Annotated in this window: 22 protein-coding genes; 13 read left to right on the forward strand and 9 right to left on the reverse strand. The window is 53.1% G+C overall.

Going from position 1 to position 22909, the window contains the following annotated elements:
• Nucleotides 1-10: 10 nt before the first annotated feature.
• From AAER43_RS04925 to AAER43_RS04950, 6 genes are all read right to left on the reverse strand, one after another.
• Complete coding sequence (locus AAER43_RS04925) at nucleotides 11-337, reverse strand: cytochrome o ubiquinol oxidase subunit IV (RefSeq protein ID WP_006176899.1); 327 nt, start codon at nucleotides 335-337, stop codon at nucleotides 11-13.
• Nucleotides 337-951 carry a cytochrome o ubiquinol oxidase subunit III gene (locus AAER43_RS04930; protein ID WP_008503324.1) on the reverse strand — a complete coding sequence of 205 codons (615 nt, stop codon included), beginning with the start codon at nucleotides 949-951 and terminating at the stop codon, nucleotides 337-339. The genes AAER43_RS04925 and AAER43_RS04930 overlap by 1 nt, the downstream gene beginning before the upstream one ends.
• Nucleotides 941-2932: a cytochrome o ubiquinol oxidase subunit I gene (gene cyoB, locus AAER43_RS04935; protein WP_014168864.1), complete on the reverse strand. Its 1992-nt coding sequence runs from the start codon at nucleotides 2930-2932 to the stop codon at nucleotides 941-943. The genes AAER43_RS04930 and cyoB overlap by 11 nt, the downstream gene beginning before the upstream one ends.
• 16 nt (nucleotides 2933-2948) lie before the next feature.
• Nucleotides 2949-3896: a cytochrome o ubiquinol oxidase subunit II gene (gene cyoA / locus AAER43_RS04940; RefSeq protein WP_014882770.1), complete on the reverse strand. Its 948-nt coding sequence runs from the start codon at nucleotides 3894-3896 to the stop codon at nucleotides 2949-2951.
• Between the two features lie 478 nt (nucleotides 3897-4374).
• On the reverse strand, nucleotides 4375-5850 hold the full coding sequence (ampG, locus tag AAER43_RS04945) for a muropeptide MFS transporter AmpG (RefSeq protein ID WP_050862454.1): 1476 nt from the start codon (nucleotides 5848-5850) through the stop codon (nucleotides 4375-4377).
• A 45-nt stretch (nucleotides 5851-5895) separates the two neighbouring features.
• Nucleotides 5896-6474, reverse strand: coding sequence for a lipoprotein (locus tag AAER43_RS04950; protein WP_014882772.1), 579 nt, complete (start codon nucleotides 6472-6474; stop codon nucleotides 5896-5898).
• 305 nt (nucleotides 6475-6779) lie between these two features.
• On the opposite strand from AAER43_RS04950, the gene bolA reads away from it, so the two are divergent.
• The 11 genes from bolA to AAER43_RS05005 all read left to right on the forward strand — a co-directional run bounded on the left by bolA (nucleotide 6780) and on the right by AAER43_RS05005 (nucleotide 17861).
• A complete protein-coding gene (bolA, locus tag AAER43_RS04955; RefSeq protein WP_057057831.1) occupies nucleotides 6780-7097 on the forward strand; it encodes a transcriptional regulator BolA in 318 nt (105 codons plus the stop codon).
• Between the two features lie 330 nt (nucleotides 7098-7427).
• Complete coding sequence (gene tig, locus AAER43_RS04960) at nucleotides 7428-8726, forward strand: trigger factor (protein WP_014882773.1); 1299 nt, start codon at nucleotides 7428-7430, stop codon at nucleotides 8724-8726.
• Nucleotides 8727-8986: 260 nt separating this feature from the next.
• Entirely contained in the window at nucleotides 8987-9610 is a 624-nt protein-coding gene (gene clpP / locus AAER43_RS04965) for an ATP-dependent Clp endopeptidase proteolytic subunit ClpP (RefSeq protein WP_014069126.1), read from the forward strand.
• 126 nt (nucleotides 9611-9736) lie between these two features.
• Nucleotides 9737-11011 carry an ATP-dependent protease ATP-binding subunit ClpX gene (gene clpX, locus AAER43_RS04970; RefSeq protein WP_014882774.1) on the forward strand — a complete coding sequence of 425 codons (1275 nt, stop codon included), beginning with the start codon at nucleotides 9737-9739 and terminating at the stop codon, nucleotides 11009-11011.
• 183 nt (nucleotides 11012-11194) lie between these two features.
• Nucleotides 11195-13549, forward strand: coding sequence for an endopeptidase La (gene lon / locus AAER43_RS04975; RefSeq protein ID WP_014882775.1), 2355 nt, complete (start codon nucleotides 11195-11197; stop codon nucleotides 13547-13549).
• 210 nt (nucleotides 13550-13759) lie between these two features.
• A complete protein-coding gene (gene hupB / locus AAER43_RS04980) occupies nucleotides 13760-14032 on the forward strand; it encodes a nucleoid-associated protein HU-beta (protein WP_002444653.1) in 273 nt (90 codons plus the stop codon).
• A 212-nt stretch (nucleotides 14033-14244) separates the two neighbouring features.
• Nucleotides 14245-16116: a peptidylprolyl isomerase gene (gene ppiD, locus AAER43_RS04985; protein ID WP_023332234.1), complete on the forward strand. Its 1872-nt coding sequence runs from the start codon at nucleotides 14245-14247 to the stop codon at nucleotides 16114-16116.
• A 148-nt stretch (nucleotides 16117-16264) separates the two neighbouring features.
• Entirely contained in the window at nucleotides 16265-16645 is a 381-nt protein-coding gene (locus AAER43_RS04990) for a helix-hairpin-helix domain-containing protein (protein WP_047344471.1), read from the forward strand.
• 99 nt (nucleotides 16646-16744) lie between these two features.
• On the forward strand, nucleotides 16745-17143 hold the full coding sequence (locus tag AAER43_RS04995; protein ID WP_014882778.1) for a YbgC/FadM family acyl-CoA thioesterase: 399 nt from the start codon (nucleotides 16745-16747) through the stop codon (nucleotides 17141-17143).
• A gap of 48 nt (nucleotides 17144-17191) precedes the next feature.
• Nucleotides 17192-17527: a type II toxin-antitoxin system RelE/ParE family toxin gene (locus tag AAER43_RS05000; RefSeq protein WP_050862453.1), complete on the forward strand. Its 336-nt coding sequence runs from the start codon at nucleotides 17192-17194 to the stop codon at nucleotides 17525-17527.
• A 4-nt stretch (nucleotides 17528-17531) separates the two neighbouring features.
• Entirely contained in the window at nucleotides 17532-17861 is a 330-nt protein-coding gene (locus AAER43_RS05005; protein WP_050862452.1) for an addiction module antidote protein, read from the forward strand.
• Nucleotides 17862-17863: 2 nt separating this feature from the next.
• On the opposite strand, the gene queC is transcribed toward AAER43_RS05005, so the two are convergent.
• Entirely contained in the window at nucleotides 17864-18559 is a 696-nt protein-coding gene (gene queC, locus AAER43_RS05010) for a 7-cyano-7-deazaguanine synthase QueC (RefSeq protein ID WP_050862451.1), read from the reverse strand.
• Nucleotides 18560-18625: 66 nt separating this feature from the next.
• Complete coding sequence (locus AAER43_RS05015; protein ID WP_050862450.1) at nucleotides 18626-20326, reverse strand: SgrR family transcriptional regulator; 1701 nt, start codon at nucleotides 20324-20326, stop codon at nucleotides 18626-18628.
• Nucleotides 20327-20426: 100 nt separating this feature from the next.
• Between AAER43_RS05015 and cof the strand changes: the two genes are divergently transcribed.
• Nucleotides 20427-21245, forward strand: a complete 819-nt coding sequence (cof, locus tag AAER43_RS05020; protein ID WP_014882783.1) for an HMP-PP phosphatase — start codon at nucleotides 20427-20429, stop codon at nucleotides 21243-21245.
• A 41-nt stretch (nucleotides 21246-21286) separates the two neighbouring features.
• Here cof and AAER43_RS05025 read toward each other — a convergent pair whose 3' ends face one another.
• Nucleotides 21287-22333: a PLP-dependent cysteine synthase family protein gene (locus tag AAER43_RS05025; RefSeq protein ID WP_050862449.1), complete on the reverse strand. Its 1047-nt coding sequence runs from the start codon at nucleotides 22331-22333 to the stop codon at nucleotides 21287-21289.
• A 115-nt stretch (nucleotides 22334-22448) separates the two neighbouring features.
• On the opposite strand from AAER43_RS05025, the gene AAER43_RS05030 reads away from it, so the two are divergent.
• On the forward strand, nucleotides 22449-22907 hold the full coding sequence (locus AAER43_RS05030) for an Lrp/AsnC family transcriptional regulator (RefSeq protein ID WP_008503307.1): 459 nt from the start codon (nucleotides 22449-22451) through the stop codon (nucleotides 22905-22907).
• The last annotated feature ends 2 nt before the right edge of the window (nucleotides 22908-22909 follow it).

Consider the following 22909-nt stretch of genomic DNA (forward strand, 5'->3'; position numbering starts at 1 on the left):
CTCGCCGCTCTTAGTGAACCATCATGTTGTAGTTGAGGTTCCACATAATCCAGATGGAACCGACTACCAGGATAGCGATGATAATCACGGTAAAGATAAAGGCCGTCATGTTCCAGCCTTCATCGGACTTGGTGTTCATGTGCAGGAAGCAAACCAGATGCACCAGAATCTGAATCACCGCGGTCACCAGGATTGCTCCCAGGATAACCGGTTTAGACGCAGAACCGCTCATCACCATCCAGAACGGGATCACCGTCAGGATGATCGACAGGATGAAACCTGTCATGTAGGTTTTTACGCTGCCATGGGAAGCGCCATGATCGTTAGAATGACTCATTACATCGCCCCCATCAGATAGACAACAGAGAACACACAGATCCACACCACGTCCAGGAAGTGCCAGAACAGGCTCAGGCACAGGATACGGGTACGGTTAGTGCTGGTCAGGCCGCGACGGGAGATCTGGAACATCAGTACTGCCATCCAGATCAGACCCGAGGTCACGTGCAGACCGTGGGTACCGACCAGCGCGAAGAACGCGGACAGGAAGCCACTGCGATCCGGACCAAAGCCTTCCATAATCAGGTGATGGAATTCATAGATTTCCATCCCGATAAATCCAGCACCAAACAGCCAGGTCAACGCCAGCCAGGAGACAACCTGGCTCTTGTTGTTTTTGTACATGGCGATAGCCGCCATGCCGTAGGTGATAGAGCTGAATAACAGCAGTGCGGTTTCAACCAGAACGAACGGCAGTTCAAAGATGTCCTTGCCGGTCGGGCCGCCCGCTGTGCCGTTCACCAGAACGGCATAGGTCGCGAACAGACAGCAGAACAGAATGCAGTCGCTCATCAGGTAGATCCAGAAACCGAAGACTTTGGTCGGTCCTGTATCGTGGTGCGCATGTTCATGCGCGTGGGCAGTTGAGTGCGCCAGAGTATCAGTTGCCATTTTTCAGCCCCGCTTTAGAAATCTCGTCGAAATGCTGATTTTCCAGCTTTTCAACTTCACGGACTGGTACGTAGTAGTCCACGTCCTCGTCAAAGCTCTTCACAATCCAGCTGATTACGATGCCAGCGAAGCCAACAATCGCCATCCACCAGATATGCCAGATCATTGCGAAACCAAATACCGTAGCGAAGGCGGCAATAACAATGCCCGCACCGCTGTTTTTCGGCATATGGATCTCTTCGTAATGAGCAGGTTGCTTGTACGCTTCACCTTTTTCTTTCATTTCCCAGAATGCGTCGCGTTCATGAACCTGCGGCACGATGGCAAAGTTATAGAAAGGCGGTGGAGAAGAGGTCGCCCACTCCAGCGTACGGCCACCCCATGGGTCACCGGTCAGGTCACGGTTCTGATCGCGGTCGCGAATAGACACGTAGAACTGAATCAGCTGAGACGCGATACCGCAGGCAATCAGCACCGCACCGCCCGCTGCAACCATCAGCATTGGGTGGAACTGCGGATCGATCTGCTGGCTCAGACGACGGGTCATACCCATGAAGCCCAGCACGTACAGCGGCATAAATGCCACGAAGAAGCCGATGATCCAGAACCAGAACGCGCGTTTACCCCATTTCTCGTTCAGCGTGAAGCCGAACGCTTTTGGCCACCAGTAGGTTACGCCAGCGAAGCAGCCGAAGACCACGCCACCGATGATAACGTTATGGAAGTGCGCAATCAGGAACAGACTGTTGTGCAGAACGAAGTCAGCACCTGGTACCGCCAGCAGTACACCGGTCATCCCACCTACGGAGAAGGTCACGATGAAGCCGATGGTCCACAGCATCGCTGAGTGGAACACGATACGGCCCTGGTACATGGTGAACAGCCAGTTGAAGATCTTCACCCCGGTCGGGATGGCGATAATCATGGTGGTGATACCGAAGAAGGCGTTTACGTTCGCGCCCGCACCCATGGTGAAGAAGTGGTGCAGCCAAACGATGAACGACAGAACGGTAATACACACGGTTGCCCACACCAGAGAGGTGTAACCAAACAGACGTTTACGCGAGAAGGTTGCCGCGATTTCGGAGAACACACCGAAGACAGGCAGAACCAGGATGTACACTTCCGGGTGACCCCAGGCCCAAATCAGGTTGATGTACATCATCATGTTGCCACCCATATCATTCGTGAAGAAATGGGTGCCCAGGTAGCGGTCCAGGGTCAGCAGCGCGATGGTGACGGTCAGAATTGGGAAAGAGGCAATAATCAGGATGTTGGCGCACAGAGATGCCCAGGTAAATACCGGCATCTTGAACATGGTCATGCCAGGGGCACGCATCTTGATAATGGTCACGAAGAAGTTGATACCGGTCAGGGTGGTACCGACACCGGAGAGCTGAAGCGCCCAGATCCAGTAGTCAACGCCAACGCCCGGACTGTACTCAATTCCTGATAGCGGCGGGTATGCCAGCCAGCCGGTCTGCGCGAATTCGCCCACACCCAGTGACAGGTTAACCAGGATAACGCCGACAACCGTGAACCAGAAGCTCAGGTTGTTCAGGAACGGGAACGCCACGTCGCGCGCGCCGATTTGCAGCGGAACGACCACGTTCATCAGACCGATAACCAGCGGCATCGCTACGAAGAAGATCATGATAACGCCGTGGGCGGTAAAGATCTGATCGTAGTGGTGCGGCGGCAGGAAGCCGGCTTCACCCGCAGAAGCGAGTGCCTGCTGGCTACGCATCATGATCGCATCCGCAAAGCCACGAATTAACATGACGATACCGACGATGCAGTACATGATACCGAGTTTTTTGTGGTCAACCGAAGTCAGCCACTCGTTCCACAGGTAGCTCCACTTACCGAAGTAAGTGATCAGGGCCAGTAAGGCCGCGCCACCAATGATAATTGCAGCCACCGTAACCACGATAATCGGTTCATGGTAGGGCACTGCATCCAGTGTCAATTTTCCGAACATTTTCTTCCTCGGCCCCTTAGTGAGCGGTTTCCGCGTGGCTCATGTCCATGCCTTCCATACCTTCATGCGCGCTGTGCTCGCCTTCAGGCTGGGTCATGTCCATGCTCTTGCCGTGATCCATAAATTTGCCAATGACATCTTTGAACAAATCAGGTTTCACATTAGAGAAGTACTCCACCTTGTTGTATTCGCTAGGTGCAGCCACTTTTTCGAACGCCGCCATGTCAGACATGGTGTTTGGAGACTGCTTCGCTTTTTCAACCCACTGGTCGAAAGCGGCACGGTCTGGCGTTGCAATAGCTTTGAACTTCATACCTGAGAAGCCCGGGCCGCTATAGCTGGCGGAGATACCATCATAGGTGCCTGCTTCATTCGCGATCAGATGCAGGTTAGTCTGCATACCGGCCATCGCGTAGATCTGGCTACCCAGACGTGGGATGAAGAAGGAGTTCATTACGGAGTTGGAGGTCACTTTGAACTGAACCGGAGTGTTCGCCGGGAAGGCGATTTCATTCACGGTAGCAATACCCTGCTCTGGATAGATGAAGAACCATTTCCAGTCCATGGAGACCACTTCAATGGTAATAGGTTTCTCATCGTGAACCAGTGGTTTGCTTGGCTCAAGTGCGTGAGTGGTTTTCCAGGTCAGTACGGCAAGGAACAGGATGATCAGAATAGGTACCGTCCAGACCACAGCTTCCACTTTATTGGAGTGTGACCAGTTAGGGCTATACTTCGCATCTTTATTGCTCGCACGATACTTCCAGGCGAAACCAACAGCCATCAAAATGGCAGGAATAACCACAATCAACATCAGGCCAAAAGCCGTCAGTATCAGTGAACGTTGTTCCAGTCCAATCTGTCCTTTGGGGTCTAGTAGTGCAGAATCGCAGCCACTGAGTAATACAGTGCCCGCGAATAATGACAACCATCCCAAACTTTTATTGTATTTCCCGAGTCTCATTTAACGACCTCAATTCCACGGAGTCTGGTGGCGTTTAAAGTGTGCGGGCATTTTACGGGAAGGTTACATTACTGTAAACATCATTAGACCTGTGTCAGGAAGGTGTTACCGGGTTCTGCCGCACGTGTCACAAGTGTTGCAAATTATGTCGGTTTTTATGACAGAAGCCGCATGGCGTGGGCTTTATAACGAAAGGACCCCCAAGCATACCCTAAAAGGGGCAATTGGTATAACCATTGTTAAAAATAAACAAAAAATTAACAATTAATTATCAATAAAAAGACATCTAAAAAACGAAAAATCAAACTATCGGATGCTGAATCGTTTAATGAAAAATAGCGTTTTGGAACTGGAGCCAATAATTTCCAAATCCTATCCCGCACAAAACAACAAATATTTTTTTGGGGGGGCGCTGGCTATTTCGCCGTTATAATTTCGGTTGGTGATTACAACGGGAAATAACCTTTCGCATTTTTCTTCAGGTCATCTGCGTTTTACGCAACGCCATGAAATCGAGCAGACCCCCGGTCAGGATCCCGGCAATAGCCAGCAGGGCGCCAGCGTCCAGCAGAAGCGCTTCGAACGGGATTGCCAGTGACGTGCTGGCGTTAATAATCAGCACCACAAGCCAGAGTGCCAGAGCAACGCAGCCCACCATTAACAGACGTAACGCAAAACGGTAGGCGGTATGATATTCGGTGCGCGGCATAAAGTGTTCGGTCCGCTGCGTATATTCCAGCGTCTGACGGCAGACCAGCAGCAATAAAATTCCCGGCACGGCAGCCACGACAGAGAAGAGATAAAACGTTGGCCAGCCGTGGGCTTCCACGAACCAGCCCGCAATCGGTCCAACGTACACGCGACCCACGGCAGAGAGCGCCGAGAGCAGCGCAAACTGCGTAGCGGAAAATGATTTATTGCAAAGCGTCATCAACAGGGCAACAAATGCCGCGGTGCCCATGCCGCCGCAGAGGTTCTCGAAGAACACCGCCGCGGCCATGCTGATCATATGTTTGTCGGTAATCGACAGCAGCCAGTAGCCCGCGTTAGAGGCTCCCTGAAGGATGCCGAAAATCAGCAGTGCGCGAAACAGGGTCAGGCGCTGCATCAGCACGCCGCCATACAGCGCGCCCATAATCGTCGCAAACAGTCCCAGCGTTTTGTTTACCACACCCACTTCACCGGCATCAAAACCGACACCGCGTATCAGGAAGGTGGTGGTCAGGCTCATGGCAAACGCATCCCCCAGCTTATAAAGGACGATGAGCAGCAGGATCAGCCAGGCGTTGTTGCGACCAAAAAAGTCGCGCAGCGGTTCGGCCACGGCCTGCTCCAGCGAGCGGGGGACCGGAATGACATCACTTGGTTCGGGAGCAAAGATCGTCGCGATAATGCACGGGATAAGCAGGGCGGCCATCAGCCAGTACATACCCTGCCAGCCGAGGTAACGGTCAGCCAGCCACAGTGCCAGTCCCCCGGAGACCAGCATCCCGAGGCGATAGCCCAGCACGCTGATTGCGGCACCGGCGCCGCGCTCTTCCGCAGGCAAAACGTCCGTCTTCCAGGCGTCAAAGACAATATCCTGGGAGGCGGAACAGAAGGCAATCACGACCGCAAGCGCGGCCATCCAGCGAAGCTGTGTGGTGGGCTCAAGAAAACCCATCGCAGCAATGGCCAGCAGCAGCAAGACTTGCGTCATCACTAACCAGCCGCGACGACGTCCCAGGAAAGGTGGCGTGTAGCGATCCATGACCGGAGACCACAGGAACTTAAAGACATAGGCCTGACCGACAAGCGAGAAGAAACCGATGGTTTTAAGGTCGATATTCTCGACCGTCATCCACGCCTGAAGCGTGCCGGAGGTGAGCGCGAGAGGTAAACCCGAGGCAAAGCCGAGGATCAGCAGAATCGCTGATTTCGGTTGCTGGAAAATGCGTATGTAATGGCTGGACATGTTCTTATGAACTGACCCGGTGAAGCACCGGGTCAGTCGGCAGGATTAACGTGCGTTCTGCTTGATGAAGTCGTGGATGCTGGTGTCCTGCGCCATGTCGGAAATGGTATCCGTCAGCACGCTGTTAACCGCATCAGCAATATTTTTATTCGATGCCTGGAACGCGCCTTCGACAGAGTAGCTCGCACGGTAGTTTTTGGTCATCTTATTACCGTTTTTCGCGGTAGCAATGATGGCGATATCCGCTTTGGTCGCGATGTTGTAACGCACGTTGCCCTGAGACACGTCTGCGTACAGGTTGTTAACGATGATCTGCAGATCAACCGCACCGCTTGGGCCAATCATATAGCCGCGAGCGGTCATTTGCTTCTCGAGCACTTCCTGCAGCAGGAAACGCAGGTCGCGGGACGCGGTCAGGGTTACCTGCTGGTTATCGCGGGTCACTTTTGCCAGAGCCTGGTCCTGACGCTGATCGGCACCGTTAATGCTCACGGTGACGCCCATCAGGCTTGGATCCTGCTGAGGCAGCGTAATTTTTGGTGAGACATCAATGGTGGTAGGCGGGGTTGCACAGCCTGCCAGCATAAAAAGGGCTACCAACGGAAAGAAGAGTTTTTTTAACATTTTCGGGTTCTCAACGAATCGTAAGCATTTAAAGAGAAAAATTGCCGTCATCATAACATCGCCAACGGCGAGGGGAAGTGGTCAACGCATGTAAATTCATCGCCTTGTCCGAAAACTGACCAGCTTACCCAATTTCCCCTCTCGCGAATGATGAAAGGTATGAGTCTCGCAGTGAACTTCATTCGTTTGAATGAGAAAATCAGACGAAAGCTAAATATTTGTTGTCAAGGTGTAATGGAAACGGTAAAAGCGGCTAACATTTAAAGGGATGGGTGACATCCTGGCGTTGTCGGAGGAGTAATTTCATGATGATACGTGAGCAGATAGAAGATAAATTAAGGGCAGCGTTCAACCCTGTGTTCCTCGAAGTCGTCGACGAGAGCTATCGTCATAACGTGCCGGCAGGTTCTGAAAGCCACTTTAAAGTGGTTCTGGTTAGCGATCGCTTCACGGGAGAACGTTTCCTGAACCGACACCGCTTGATCTACAGCACCTTGACGGAAGAACTCTCCACCACCGTGCATGCGCTGGCACTGCATACCTACACCAATAAGGAATGGGAAGGCTTGCAGGATACGGTTTTCGCATCACCGCCGTGTCGCGGTGCAGGCACCATCGCCTGATAAATCGGATTTGCAACGGCTGGAGCTTTTCCAGTATGTTGCTTACAGATTTCCTCAAAACGGCCTCCGGGCCGTTTTGTTTTGTCTGAGTTTTGAGCGGATGGAGCGATTTTAAGGCTAAAAATAGCCTTAAAGTGTGAAAAAAGCCGCAGCAACATGCCCCAACCGTTCTCGACTCACCTAAGTGATGCCGCTATAATGCCGCGTCTTATTGAATGTCTTCGGGATGATTCTGGCGACAGGGAATGTGAATCTGCACTAAGAGAGCATCCCGGTATAACAGACAGATTCAGAGTTGACCGAGCACTGTGATTTTTTTGAGGTAACAAGATGCAAGTTTCAGTTGAAACCACTCAAGGCCTTGGCCGCCGTGTAACGATTACTATCGCTGCTGACAGCATCGAAACTGCTGTGAAAAGCGAGCTGGTCAACGTAGCAAAAAAAGTACGTATTGACGGCTTCCGTAAGGGCAAAGTTCCAATGAATGTTGTTGCTCAGCGTTATGGCGCCTCTGTGCGTCAGGATGTGCTGGGTGAACTGATGAGCCGCAACTTTATTGATGCGATCATCAAAGAAAAAATCAATCCGGCCGGCGCGCCAAACTACGTTCCAGGCGAATACAAACTGGGCGAAGACTTCACTTACTCCGTAGAGTTCGAAGTGTACCCGGAAGTTGAGCTGAAAGGTCTGGAATCTATCGAAGTTGAAAAACCGATTGTCTCTGTGACTGACGAAGATGTTGACGGCATGCTGGACACCCTGCGCAAGCAGCAGGCGAACTGGAAAGAGAAAGAAGGCGCTGTTGACGCGGAAGACCGTGTGACCATCGACTTCACCGGTTCTGTAGACGGCGAAGAGTTCGAAGGCGGCAAAGCGTCTGACTTCGTACTGGCAATGGGCCAGGGTCGTATGATCCCAGGCTTCGAAGACGGTATCAAAGGCCACAAGGCTGGCGAAGAGTTCACTATCGACGTGACCTTCCCTGAAGAATACCACGCTGAAAACCTGAAAGGTAAAGCAGCGAAGTTCGTGATCAACCTGAAGAAAGTGGAAGAGCGCGAACTGCCAGAACTGACTGAAGAATTCATCAAGCGTTTCGGCGTGGAAGATGGTTCAGTTGCTGGCCTGCGTACCGAAGTGCGTAAAAACATGGAGCGCGAGCTGAACGGTGCTGTGCGTAACCGTGTGAAATCTCAGGCGATTGAAGGTCTGGTGAAAGCGAACGACATCGACGTTCCAGCAGCCCTGATCGACAGCGAAATCGACGTGCTGCGCCGTCAGGCTGCACAGCGTTTCGGTGGCAACCAGCAGCAAGCGATGGAACTGCCACGCGAGCTGTTTGAAGAGCAAGCGAAACGTCGCGTTGTTGTTGGCCTGCTGCTGGGCGAAGTTATTCGTACCCACGAGCTGAAAGCTGACGAAGAGCGCGTGAAAGGCCTGATCGAAGAGATGGCTTCCGCATACGAAGATCCATCAGAAGTGATCGAGTTCTACGGTAAGAACAAAGAGCTGATGGACAACATGCGCAACGTCGCACTGGAAGAGCAGGCTGTTGAAGCGGTTCTGGCGAAAGCGAAAGTGACCGAAAAAGCGACCTCTTTCAACGAACTGATGAACCAGCAGGCGTAATAACGCCCTAACGGTTTAAAGTTTGACCAAAAAACCCGTTGCCCTCCGGCGACGGGTTTTTTTTATCGCAGCTTTAGTCCTGGAAGGGTGCTAAAACGCCCTTTCAGTGTTAGCGTTACAACAAAAGGTTGTTATGCTTGAAATAGGGCGTGGCGAACCCCATAAGTATGTAATCACGATGATTGAGACTGGCTGATAATCCGTCCATAAGGTTACAATCAGTACAGCAGGTGTTTTCAATTTTGAACCAGGAGACGGAAATGTCATACAGTGGCGAACGAGATAACTTTGCACCCCATATGGCGCTGGTGCCAATGGTTATTGAACAGACCTCACGTGGTGAGCGTTCTTTCGATATCTATTCCCGTCTGCTCAAGGAACGCGTTATCTTTCTGACCGGCCAGGTAGAAGACCATATGGCTAACCTGATCGTAGCGCAGATGCTGTTCCTGGAAGCGGAAAACCCGGAGAAAGACATTTACCTGTACATCAACTCGCCAGGCGGTGTGATTACGGCGGGTATGTCCATTTATGACACCATGCAATTCATCAAGCCAGATGTCAGCACGATCTGTATGGGTCAGGCTGCATCCATGGGTGCCTTCCTGTTAACCGCAGGGGCGAAAGGTAAGCGTTTCTGCCTGCCTAACTCCCGTGTGATGATTCACCAGCCGCTGGGTGGTTACCAGGGGCAGGCGACGGATATCGAAATCCACGCCCGCGAAATTCTGAAAGTAAAAGCGCGCATGAATGAACTTATGGCGCAGCATACAGGTCAATCTCTCGAGCAGATCGAGCGCGATACCGAGCGCGATCGCTTCCTCTCTGCTCCAGAGGCAGTTGAGTACGGCTTAGTCGACTCCGTATTGACCCATCGTAATTGATGCCCGCGACGCGAGTGTGCCGCTATACTAAGGTAGGGCGGCACGCTGCTTTAAGCAGTACGCGTCTTAGAATGGCATTTGCGTCGTCATGTGCGGCACAAAGAACTTAAAAAGAGGTTTGGACTCATGACAGATAAACGCAAAGATGGTTCGGGCAAACTGCTGTACTGCTCTTTTTGCGGCAAAAGCCAGCATGAAGTGCGTAAACTGATTGCCGGGCCGTCCGTGTATATCTGCGACGAATGTGTTGATTTATGTAACGACATCATTCGCGAAGAGATTAAAGAAGTTGCGCCGCACCGTGAGCGTAGCGCATTGCCAACGCCGCATGAAATTCGTCATCACCTTGACGACTATGTCATCGGACAAGAGCAGGCGAAGAAAGTGCTGGCGGTAGCGGTATATAACCACTACAAACGTCTGCGTAACGGCGACACCAGTAATGGCGTAGAACTGGGTAAAAGTAACATCCTGCTGATCGGACCGACGGGTTCCGGTAAAACGTTGCTGGCGGAAACCCTGGCGCGCCTGCTGGATGTTCCGTTTACCATGGCCGATGCCACCACCCTGACCGAAGCCGGTTATGTGGGTGAAGACGTTGAGAACATCATTCAGAAACTGCTGCAGAAGTGCGATTACGACGTACAGAAAGCACAGCGCGGCATTGTTTATATTGATGAGATCGACAAGATCTCCCGTAAATCAGACAACCCGTCCATCACCCGCGACGTGTCGGGTGAAGGCGTGCAGCAGGCGCTGCTGAAGCTGATCGAAGGTACGGTTGCCGCCGTTCCACCGCAGGGGGGGCGTAAGCATCCTCAGCAGGAGTTCCTGCAGGTTGATACTTCCAAGATCCTGTTCATCTGTGGCGGTGCGTTTGCCGGTCTGGATAAAGTCATTTCCCACCGTGTTGAAACCGGCTCCGGCATTGGTTTCGGCGCGACGGTAAAAGCCTCGTCCGAAAAACCGAACGAAGGCGAACTGCTTTCGCAGGTTGAACCTGAAGATCTGATCAAATTCGGTCTGATTCCTGAGTTCATTGGCCGTCTGCCCGTTGTGGCAACGCTGAATGAGCTGAGTGAAGAGGCGCTGATTCAGATCCTGAAAGAGCCGAAAAATGCGCTGACCAAGCAGTACCAGGCGCTGTTCAATCTGGAAGGGGTTGACCTGGAATTCCGTGACGAAGCGCTTGATGCGATTGCTAAGAAAGCGATGATCCGTAAAACCGGTGCGCGTGGTCTGCGTTCAATCGTTGAAGCGGCGCTGCTCGACACCATGTACGATCTGCCGTCGATGGAAGATGTTGAGAAAGTGGTTATCGACGAGTCCGTAATCAGCGGCCAAACCAAGCCGCTGCTGATTTACGGTAAACCGGAAGCCCAGCAGGCATCTGGCGAATAATTCACCAAATCATACAAGCAGTTAATTAAAAAGGGGGGATTTTATCTCCCCTTTACTTTTTCCGTATTCATAGCGTTGAATGTGTGGGAAACATCCCCATATACTGGATACATGTTAATGGTTATGTGAAGTACAGTGACATGACCAGCTTACCTGGCGGACACTAAACTAAGAGAGAGCTCTATGAATCCTGAGCGTTCTGAACGCATTGAAATCCCCGTATTGCCGTTGCGCGATGTGGTGGTTTATCCGCACATGGTCATACCCTTGTTTGTAGGGCGGGAAAAATCTATCCGTTGCCTCGAAGCCGCCATGGATCATGATAAAAAAATCATGCTGGTGGCACAGAAAGAAGCATCGACGGATGAGCCGGGTGTAAACGATCTTTTCACCGTCGGGACCGTGGCCTCTATTTTGCAGATGCTGAAGCTGCCTGACGGCACCGTGAAGGTGCTGGTCGAAGGGCTGCAGCGTGCGCGTATTACCACTCTGTCAGATGACGGCGAACACTTCTCTGCCAAGGCAGAGTACCTTGATTCGCCTGAGCTTGATGAGCGCGAGCAGGAAGTGCTGGTGCGCACCGCAATTAGCCAGTTTGAAGGCTATATCAAGCTGAATAAAAAAATCCCACCAGAAGTGCTGACGTCGCTGAACAGCATCGACGATCCTGCGCGTCTGGCGGACACCATCGCAGCACACATGCCGCTGAAGCTGGCTGACAAACAGTCCGTGCTGGAAATGTCCGACGTTAACGAACGTCTGGAATACCTGATGGCGATGATGGAGTCTGAAATCGATCTGCTGCAGGTTGAGAAACGTATTCGCAACCGCGTCAAAAAGCAGATGGAGAAATCTCAGCGTGAGTACTATCTGAATGAGCAAATGAAAGCGATTCAGAAAGAGCTCGGCGAGATGGACGACGCGCCGGACGAAAACGAAGCGCTGAAGCGTAAAATCGACGCGGCGAAGATGCCGAAAGAGGCGAAAGAGAAAGCCGAAGCAGAATTGCAGAAGCTGAAAATGATGTCTCCAATGTCGGCTGAAGCAACCGTCGTACGCGGCTACATTGAGTGGATGGTGCAGGTTCCGTGGAACGCCCGCAGCAAGGTCAAAAAAGACCTGCGTCAGGCGCAGGAGATCCTGGATACCGACCACTACGGCCTGGAACGCGTGAAAGACCGCATTCTTGAGTACCTCGCGGTACAAAGCCGTGTAAACAAAATTAAAGGGCCAATTCTGTGTCTGGTAGGACCGCCGGGGGTGGGTAAAACCTCTCTGGGACAGTCCATCGCCAAGGCGACCGGACGTAAGTATATCCGTATGGCGCTGGGTGGCGTACGCGATGAAGCGGAAATCCGCGGTCACCGTCGTACCTACATCGGTTCTATGCCGGGTAAACTGATCCAGAAAATGGCGAAAGTGGGCGTTAAAAACCCGCTGTTCCTGCTTGATGAGATCGACAAAATGTCTTCGGACATGCGTGGCGATCCGGCCTCTGCGCTGCTGGAAGTGCTTGATCCTGAACAGAACGTGGCGTTCAGCGATCACTACCTGGAAGTGGACTACGACCTGAGCGATGTGATGTTCGTGGCAACCTCCAACTCCATGAACATTCCGGCCCCGCTGCTGGACCGTATGGAAGTGATCCGCCTCTCCGGTTACACCGAAGACGAGAAGCTGAATATCGCGAAACAGCACCTGCTGCCGAAACAGATTGAGCGTAACGCACTGAAAGCCAACGAGCTGACCGTCGAGGACAGCGCGATTATCGGCATCATTCGCTATTACACCCGTGAAGCGGGCGTGCGTAGCCTTGAGCGTGAAATCTCTAAACTGTGCCGCAAGGCGGTGAAACAGCTGCTGCTGGATAAGAGCCTGAAACACATTGTGATCAACGGCGACAATCTGCATGCCTACCTGGGCGTTCAGCGCTTTGACTATGGTCGTGCGGATAACGAAAACCGCGTAGGCCAGGTGACCGGTCTGGCATGGACGGAAGTGGGCGGCGATCTGCTGACCATCGAAACCGCCTGCGTGCCGGGTAAAGGCAAGCTGACCTACACCGGCTCGCTGGGTGAAGTGATGCAGGAGTCCATTCAGGCGGCGCTGACCGTGGTGCGCGCGCGCGCGGAAAAACTGGGTATAAACCCGGATTTCTACGAAAAACGCGACATCCACGTTCACGTCCCGGAAGGGGCGACGCCGAAAGATGGTCCAAGCGCGGGTATTGCCATGTGTACGGCTCTGGTCTCCTGTCTGACAGGCAACCCGGTACGCGCTGATGTGGCAATGACCGGTGAAATCACCCTGCGTGGTCAGGTTCTGCCTATCGGCGGGTTAAAAGAAAAACTGCTGGCGGCACACCGTGGTGGGATCAAAACCGTATTGATTCCTTACGAGAATAAACGCGATCTGGAAGAGATTCCGGACAACGTAATTGCCGATCTGCAGATTCATCCTGTTAAGCGAATTGAGGAAGTTCTTACTCTCGCATTGCAGAATGAACCGTCCGGAATGCAGGTTGTAACCGCAAAATAGTGACCTCGCGCAAAGAGCGTCAATAAAAACAAGGCTGGTAAGGCATTTCGCACTTGCCAGCCTTTTTTTGTATAGCTAATTTAGATTGCTGATTAGGTCAGCCATCAACAACGGGTGTTGTAAGGTCATGGCAGGCCTGATATAACTGCTGCGCGGTCGCGTTGTGAAGGACTCAGGCGCGATATAAATTATAAAGAGAGGAAGAGAACAGTGAATAAATCTCAACTGATTGACAAAATTGCTGCTGGTGCTGATATTTCTAAAGCTGCAGCTGGACGTGCGTTAGATGCATTAATTGCTTCTGTTACTGAATCTCTGCAGGCTGGAGACGACGTTGCACTGGTAGGCTTCGGTACTTTTGCTGTTAAAGAGCGCGCTGCCCGTACTGGCCGCAACCCTCAGACCGGTAAAGAGATCACCATTGCTGCTGCTAAAGTGCCGGGTTTCCGTGCAGGTAAAGCGCTGAAAGACGCAGTAAATTGATTGCTTTCCCGTTTCAGGGAAGCCGGAAAGTACAAGGGCGCATCATTTGATGTGCCTTTTTTGTTTGTCCAGACCTGATTTGTGCGAGTTTATGCGAGTTGTGGGCTGACAATCGCCCCGTTTTCTTGTCACAATACGCCTTTACGCGCGACGGGCAGGATTTTCCGTCAGCGTCAGGTAACCAGTCACCTACAGCGGAGTGTTGTTACACCATGATGGACAGCTTACGCACGGCTGCTAACAGTCTCGTGCTCAAGATTATTTTCGGTATCATTATCGTGTCGTTCATATTGACCGGCGTGAGCAGTTACCTTATTGGCGGTGGCGCGAACTATGCCGCAAAAGTGAATGGCCAGGAGATCAGCCGTGGTCAGTTCGAGAATGCTTTTGCCGGTGAACGTAACCGTATGCAGCAACAGCTGGGCGACCAATTCTCTGAACTGGCGGCGAATGAAGGGTATATGAAGACCCTGCGCCAACAGACGCTGAACCGTCTTATCGACGAAGCGTTACTGGATCAGTATGCCAAAAAGCTGGGTCTTGGCATCAGCGATGAGCAGGTGAAAAAAGCGATCTTCGCCACTCAGGCATTCCAGTCAAACGGTAAATTCGACAACGCACGTTACAATAGCATCGTCAACCAGATGGGTATGACGGCTGACCAATACGCTCAGGCGTTGCGTAACCAACTGACCACTCAGCAGCTTATCAACGCCGTTGTGGGCACCGATTTCATGCTCAAAGGTGAGACGGAAGAGCTGGCCGCGCTGGTGGCGCAGCAGCGCGTTGTCCGTGAAGCGACCATTGATGTTAACGCCCTGGCGGCCAAACAGCAGGTCAGCGACGCGGAACTGAACGCCTGGTACGAGCAGAACAAAAATACCTTCGTTTCTCCAGAACAGTTCCGCGTGAGCTACATCAAGCTGGATGCTGCCGGGCTGCAGGAAACGGCGTCTGATACAGAAATTCAGTCCTACTACGATCAGCATCAGGATCAGTTCACTCAGCCGCAGCGTAACCGCTACAGCGTGATTCAGACTAAAACCGAGGCTGACGCCAAAGCGGTACTGGATGAGCTGAATAAAGGGGCTGATTTCGCCACCCTCGCGAAAGCAAAATCCACCGATATTATCTCTGCCAAAAACGGCGGTGATATGGGCTGGCTGGAAGACGCAACCACGCCGGACGAACTGAAAAATGCGGGTCTGAAAGAGAAAGGCCAGCTTTCTGGTGTCATTAAGTCTTCCGTTGGTTTCCTGGTCGCGCGTCTGGACGACATCACCGCGGCGAAAACCAAGCCGCTGGCTGACGTTCGTGATGATATCGCGGCGAAAGTGAAACAGGAAAAAGCGCTGGATGCCTACTACGCACTTCAACAGAAGGTGAGCGATGCCGCCAGCAACGACAACGAATCGCTGGCGGGTGCAGAGCAGGCTGCCGGAGTGAAAGCGGTTGAGACGGGCTGGTTTGGTCGTGATAACCTGCCGGAAGAGCTGAACTTTAAACCGGTTTCAGACGCCATCTTTAACGGTGGTCTGGTGGGCGAGAACGGTACGCCAGGCAGCAACTCTGACATCATTACCGTTGACGGTGACCGTGCGTTCGTGCTGCGCGTCAGCGAGCATAAGCCGGAAGCGGTCAAACCGCTGGCAGAAGTGAAGGATCAGGTTGCCGCTCAGGTTAAGCACAACAAAGCGGAACAGCAGGCGAAACTGGATGCTGAGAAGATTCTGGCTGATCTGAAAGCGGGCAAAGACGATGCGCTGAAAGCAGCAGGCCTGAGCTTCGGTGAAGCGAAAACGCTGAGCCGTACCGGTCAGGACCCCATCAGCCAGGCTGCGTTTGGCCTGACTCTGCCTGCGAAGGACAAACCAAGCTTCGGCACCACCACCGATATGCAGGGTAACGTTGTTCTGCTGGCGCTGGACGAAGTAAAAGCCGGTACCCTGCCAGAAGCGCAGAAGAAGGCGATGGTTCAGGGCATTACCCAGAACAATGCTCAGATTGCTTTCGAAGCCATGATGAGCAACCTGCGTAAAGACGCCAAAATCAAGCTGGGCGATGTGATGACTCAGCAGCAATAATTACGTATCTGCTCGCAGATTTTCGTAACGCTCTGCAAAAACTAAAGGCCGCTTTCGCGGCCTTTTCCATTTCTGCAATCTGCTGTTTGTAGCTGTTTTTCCGGGCGGCTATCGTGACGTGGCTGTCAACAAACAAGGAGAAAACAGCATGAAATGTGGAATTAAATCACTGTTAATTGCGCTGGCTATTGCCACCACCGGGATGACCACGAGCGCGCTGGCCGCGACGCCCGCTGCCAAAGCACAGACGGTGCAGAGCAAGTCTGACGCCTCAGCGTCAGTGCAAGGGCAATCCAAAGCGGCTGATGCCGGTAAAACGGCGGATGATGACGGTACGCGGGTCAGTATCAATTCGGCCTCTGCGGAAGATCTCGCCCGCGCAATGAACGGTGTCGGCCTGAAAAAAGCCCAGGCCATCGTCAGCTACCGCGAAGAGTATGGTCCTTTCAAAACTGTTGACGACCTCAAACAGGTGCCGGGCATGGGCAGCGCGCTGGTGGAGCGTAACCTCTCACACCTGACGTTGTAATCTCACAATTACTTGCACTGCGGCGATAATTTGCCAGGATAAAGAGGTCATACCAGTTATGACCTCTGATCCTATAACAACAGTAAAGGCTATTGCGCTATGCAGACAAAAATCAAAGTACGCGGTTACCACCTTGATGTTTACCAGCACGTTAACAACGCCCGCTATCTTGAGTTCCTTGAAGAAGCGCGCTGGGACGGGCTGGAAAACAGCGAAAGCTTTCAGTGGTTGACCGCGCATAACATCGCGTTCGTGGTCGTCAATATCAACATCAACTACCGCCGCCCGGCCGTGCTGGGTGATGTACTCACGGTGACCAGTCAGGTGCAACAGCTCAACGGCAAGAGTGGTGTATTAAGCCAGGTGGTGACGCTCGATCCTGAAGGGCAGGTGGTGGCTGATGCACTGATCACCTTTGTCTGTATCGATCTGAAAACCCAGAAGGCTCTGCCGCTGGAAGGGGCGTTGCGGGAGAAGCTGGAGCTGATGATCGTTTAGAAATTTTGTCTTTTATAAAAGACAAAACGTTTTTCCAGGGATAGAATCATGGACAGGGACTACGTTGTTGAACGCTACCGTACCCGTGACGGAAAAGTGCCATTTGAGGAGTGGGTAGCGAAGATGAAGCGAAAGGATCCGGATGTTGTTTTCCGGATCCTTGTACGGGTTAACCGTGCGATAAAACGTAATTTTGGCGATTACCGATATCTCAGGGAAGGTATCTGGGAGATGCGCATCGACAGTGGTCCCGGCTACAGGATCTATTTTGCGGTAGAAAATCGGCAGGTTTTATTGTTACTTGTGGGTGGTGGCAAAAAGAGCCAGAAAGCAGATATTCAACTGGCGATAGACTTCTGGAACGATCATCAATCAAAAGGATAATCAGATGAGTGCCGCTGAACGAAAATATTCAAGTTCTGTTAGTCACCATGATGCTGTTGTGAAAATGCTGCGTGAGGATCCCTCCTGTGCTCAGCTTTATCTGCAAACAGCCCTGGAGGAGATCTATGAAGACCAGGGGATCCCTGCCTATCTCATTGCACTCCGTCAGGTCATCGAAGCCCGCGGTGGCATAGGTGAAATTGCTGCCAAATCCGGTCTGTCCCGCCAACAGTTATACCGAACCTTATCTGACAACGGCAACCCAACGCTGACGACGCTAATGAAAGTGACTCGTGCTGCCGGCGTAAAACTGTTCGACAGCACGGTTAAGTAGCGTTATTTAAGCCCGGTCTTTTGCTTCATTGCGGCCATCACGCCAACTTTATCGGCCAGATAGTGGTTCAGCCCGTTAGCGCGAAGATTACAGGCCGCGCACTGGCCGCAACCGTCGCCTTTGATGCCGTTATAGCAGGTGAGGGTTTCACTGCGAACCAGATCCAGCTTGCCCCAGTAGTCCGCCAGGGCCCAGGTTTCGGCTTTATCCAGCCACATCAACGGCGTCTCAAAGCGCGTCTCTTTCGCCATGCCCAGATTGACGGCGTGGTTTAATGCTTTCACGAATTCGTCACGGCAGTCAGGGTAGCCGGAGAAGTCTGTTTCGCATACGCCGGTGATTACCGCTTCGGCTTTCACCTGGTAGGCGTAGATCGCCGTCAGGGTCAGAAACAGAATATTGCGGCCCGGTACGAAGGTATTCGGAATGCCGCAGGCATCGGGTTCATAATCCGGTACAGGAATGCTGTCGCGGGTGAGGCTACTGACAGCCAGTTCATTTAACAGCGTAACGTCCAGCACCTTGTGCGCGCGTGCCCCCAGTTTGAGGGCCAGTTCACGGGCAACGTCGATTTCAGCGCGGTGGCGCTGACCATAATCGAAGGTCACACAGTGAACTTCATCATACTGATGAAGGGCCTGAACCAGGCAAGTAGTAGAGTCTTGTCCTCCGCTGAACACGACGACGGCACGTTTCATAAATCATCTCAACAGTTACGGTAAAAACGTTATGTTACCGCCTGGCTACGGCGGCGACCAGCTTCTTCACGATTTGGGGGCAGGCAGCCAGGCTTCGGTAAAATCAAACCAGCCGCGGGTGTTAAGGCGTATCCCGTTTACGCCTGGCGGCGCGCTGATTTGATACTGATAATTAAAGAGCGGCGTCAACACCGCGTTCTCCATTAAGCGGCTGAAAATGGCTTGCAGCCCCGCGTGTCGGTCCCGGGACTCGGCTTGGGCCTGCACCGCATCCAGCGTGGCTTGCAAATGAGCGTAAGCCGGTGTGCTTAACACATGCGGCCAAAGCGCATCACAGCGGAGCCACTGCTCAAGCGTATACGCTGGCGCTTCGCCAATCAGCTTATCTCCCATCATGATGTCTGCATCGGCAAGCTGCTGGCATCCATCCCACGTCTTCGCGTCGTGAAAGATGACGGTCAATTCACAACCCTGCAGGGCGAGGTACTCCTTCAGCTGGCTGGCCATGGTGTGAAGCTCAACGGGCAGATGATAAACCAGCGTCAACGCCTCAGGGAGGGCAATGTCCGTCAAATCAGGCCATTCCGGGATTGTCCAGCCGGGAAGCAGTTCATGAGTTGGCGTGATGAGCCCTTCGTTGAGCGGAAGCGTGTGCAGAAGCCTGGAGAGATGAATGATATTAATCAGCCGCTTTGCCTGGATCTCACTCAGCCGCGCGCTCTGTTTCAGCGTGAGATAACAGAAGCCCAGGCTGGTGCTGCTGCTCACCAGCCGCAGGCTTTCGAGCTCATCGGCCTCGCCAATGGCGATTTGCACCGGGTGGCGACAGCTGGTACCCAGCCTGTAATCAAAAAGCTGGGGAGTGATCCAGTACTCGATGGCCTTAAGCAGCGGATGACTCAGGTGGTACTGCTCATGGCTTTCCAGGCGTACCAGGTCGGGCTCAAAGAGAGTCAGCCGGAAGGGACCACTGCCGACGACCGGGCGATCGGGATGCGCCAGACGGCTACAGTAGGTTGCCAGCCTGTGCGCCAGCCAGTAGTCCGGTTGATGTAAAACAAACGTCAGACATTGCGGATGTGTGGTTTCGACAGACAAGACGCTCTGAAAAAGCGTGCGCATGATGGGCTGTGCTAACAACGCCGTCAGGCTTCGCTGGAGTTGCGCCGTTTCTATTTTATCGCCGTCATGCCAGTGCAGCGTGGAGCGAATATAGAAATGCCAGCGCAGCCCGTCAGCAGAGACCTCCCAATGATGCGCCAGATCGCCGGTGGGTTCACTGCTGTTACCGTTAAATCGCGTCAAGCCTGAGAACACCTGTCCTGCCAGATGTTGTTCGGCCCGGCCCGGTAAAAATCCCGGCTGAAGCGGCTCCAGCGAGCGATAGTAGGGGATGCGCAGCGTCGGCGTGTCGTTTTGCCATTGCCCACCCAAAAACGGATGCAATAACGAACGCAGCTCGTCAGGCGCAAGCTGAGCCAGCTCCAGCGCGTTATGCTGCTGTCCGCTCTTCAGCGCTTCTTCCATCATCATATTGCGCAGCGACTCCGGGGTGGCATGGAACGTCAGTTCGCCGCGCTTGCCGCGACCAGACTGCGCGCGCCAGCTCAGCCAGCCCGCCTCCTGAGCCTGACGCAACAGCGTTCGGACATGCCGCTCGCTACAAAAACAGCGGGCTGCCAGTTCGCTGATAGTGACCTGCTGCGTCGCACCTTCGGACGGCTGCCATAAACGGTGATACTGGTTAAGACGGTTAAGCTGGCGCATAGAAACCCGGAACAATAATTATCATCTATTCACTATTACTTCCGTATATCTCACCTGATACTGATGCACAAGCTAATCGCATCACATTTCAGGAGTCATCATGGCCCGCCTCGCTGCATTTGATATGGACGGCACGCTGTTAATGCCGGATCACCGTCTGGGAGAGAAAACGCTGAGTGCCCTGAAGCGCCTGCGCGAGCGAGATGTCACTCTGACATTTGCCACCGGCCGACATGTTCTGGAGATGCGCCATTTACTGGGCGCGTTTTCTCTTGATGCTTTTCTGATCACCGGAAACGGAACGCGCATTCACACCGTCGAAGGGGAGGTACTGCACCGTCAGGATCTTAACCCGGAAGTGGCGGATATCGTCCTGCACAGCACCTGGGACACACAGGCCAGTGTCCACGTTTTTAACGATCAAGGCTGGTTTACCGGAAGCGAAATCCCCGAGTTACTGCATGCGCATGTCTATAGCGGTTTTAAATATCAGCTTATCGATCTTCGCCGGATCCCCGCCCACGCGGTGACCAAGATCTGCTTCTGTGGCGATCACGACGATCTGCGACGCCTGCGCATCCAGTTAAATGAGGCGCTCGGCAACCGGGCGCATCTGACCTTCTCGGCGGTAGATTGTCTGGAAGTATTACCCGTGGGCTGTAACAAAGGTTCCGCCCTGGCGGTACTGAGCGACCATCTGGGCTTAACGCTGCAGGATTGTATGGCATTTGGCGACGCCATGAATGACCGAGAGATGCTGGGCAGCGTGGGGCGCGGCTTGATTATGGGGAATGCGATGCCGCAGCTGATTGCCGAGCTTCCTCATCTGCCCGTTATCGGACACTGCGGTAACGAAGCGGTGTCCCATTTTTTGACTCATTGGCTGGACAACAACAACCTCCCTTATTCCCCCGAATAGCGAGCGCCTTCCAGCAAGCCAGACGTCGGTCTGGCTTTTTTTTATTTCAGCAGCTGTGCAATCTGCACTTTCCACTGCGTGATGTCGCCGATGTTAGCCTGTACCCATTCTGCATTGTAGTAGGTCTCAAGGTAGCGCTCGCCGCTGTCGCACAGCAGCGTGACGATGGAGCCGGTACGCCCTTCCTCACGCATGCGTGCCGCCAGCTGCAGTGCGCCCCACATATTGGTGCCTGTCGATGCCCCGACTTTGCGGCCAAGCTGGGTTTCCAGCCAGTGTGCGGTTGCCACGCTGGCGGCATCCGGCACGCGAAGCATTTCATCCACTACATCCGGGATGAATGACGGTTCTACGCGCGGGCGGCCAATTCCTTCAATTTTACTGCCTGACGGGCTGCGAAGATCGGCATCGCGGCTCTGCCAGTAGTCGAGGAACACCGAGTTTTGCGGGTCAACCACCATCAGTTGGGTATCGTAGCCCTGACAGCGAATGTAGCGTCCTATGGTGGCTGAGGTGCCACCGGTACCGGCGCTCATCACAATGTACGACGGCACGGGGTGCGGCTCGTGGGTCATCTGGCGGAAAATACTGTCAGCGATGTTGTTATTGCCGCGCCAGTCCGTTGCGCGTTCGGCGAAGGTAAACTGGTCCATATAGTGGCCGTTGAGCTCACGGGCCAGCATTTCAGAGGCGGCGTAGATTTCGCAGGCACTCTCAACGAAGTGGCAGCGACCGCCGTAAAATTCGATCTGCTCGATTTTGCGTTTTGCAGTGCAGGAGGGCATCACCGCGATAAACGGCAGGCCCAGCAGACGGGCAAAATAGGCTTCGGACACGGCGGTTGAACCAGACGAGGATTCAATAATGGGAGTGCCTTCTTTGATCCAGCCGTTACATAAACCGTATAAAAACAGTGAGCGCGCCAGGCGATGCTTCAGGCTGCCGGTCGGATGGGTGCTTTCATCCTTCAGATAGAGCTGAATACCGTCAAATCCCGGCAGGCAAAGGCGGATCAGGTGGGTATCCGCCGAACGCTGGTAGTCGGCATTGATTTCGCTGATGGCATGTTTAACCCAAGTGCTATTCATCGTAATTATCCGTTTGTCATTTTGTGCCCAGCATAGCGAAAAGCACAGAAAAAATTGTTGCTATCTGGCCTTTAAAATAGAATGAAGGGAGAAAAATTTTCTCTGTGAGGTGGGTATGCTAGATAAAATTGACCGTAAGCTCCTTTCCTTGCTGCAAAGTGACTGTACCCTCTCTTTGCAGGCGTTGGCAGATGCCGTTAATCTGACCACCACACCGTGCTGGAAGCGCCTTAAGAAGCTCGAAGATGATGGCATTTTGCTGGGGCGCGTCGCGCTGCTCGATCCCGAAAAACTGGGGCTTGGGTTGACGGCATTTGTGCTGATTAAAACCCAGCACCACAGCAGCGAGTGGTATTGCCGCTTTGTTACTCAGGTCTCTGAGATGCCCGAGGTGCTCGGTTTCTGGCGAATGGCCGGCGAGTACGATTACCTGATGCGCGTCCAGGTGGCAGACATGAAGCGCTATGATGACTTCTACAAGCGGCTGGTGAACAGCGTTCCGGGCTTATCAGACGTCACCTCAAGCTTCGCCATGGAACAGATTAAGTACACCACAGCCTTACCCATTGAATAACT

This window comes from Enterobacter sp. FUJ80071 (genome assembly GCF_038739915.1).
GTDB classification, from domain to species: domain Bacteria; phylum Pseudomonadota; class Gammaproteobacteria; order Enterobacterales; family Enterobacteriaceae; genus Enterobacter; species Enterobacter kobei.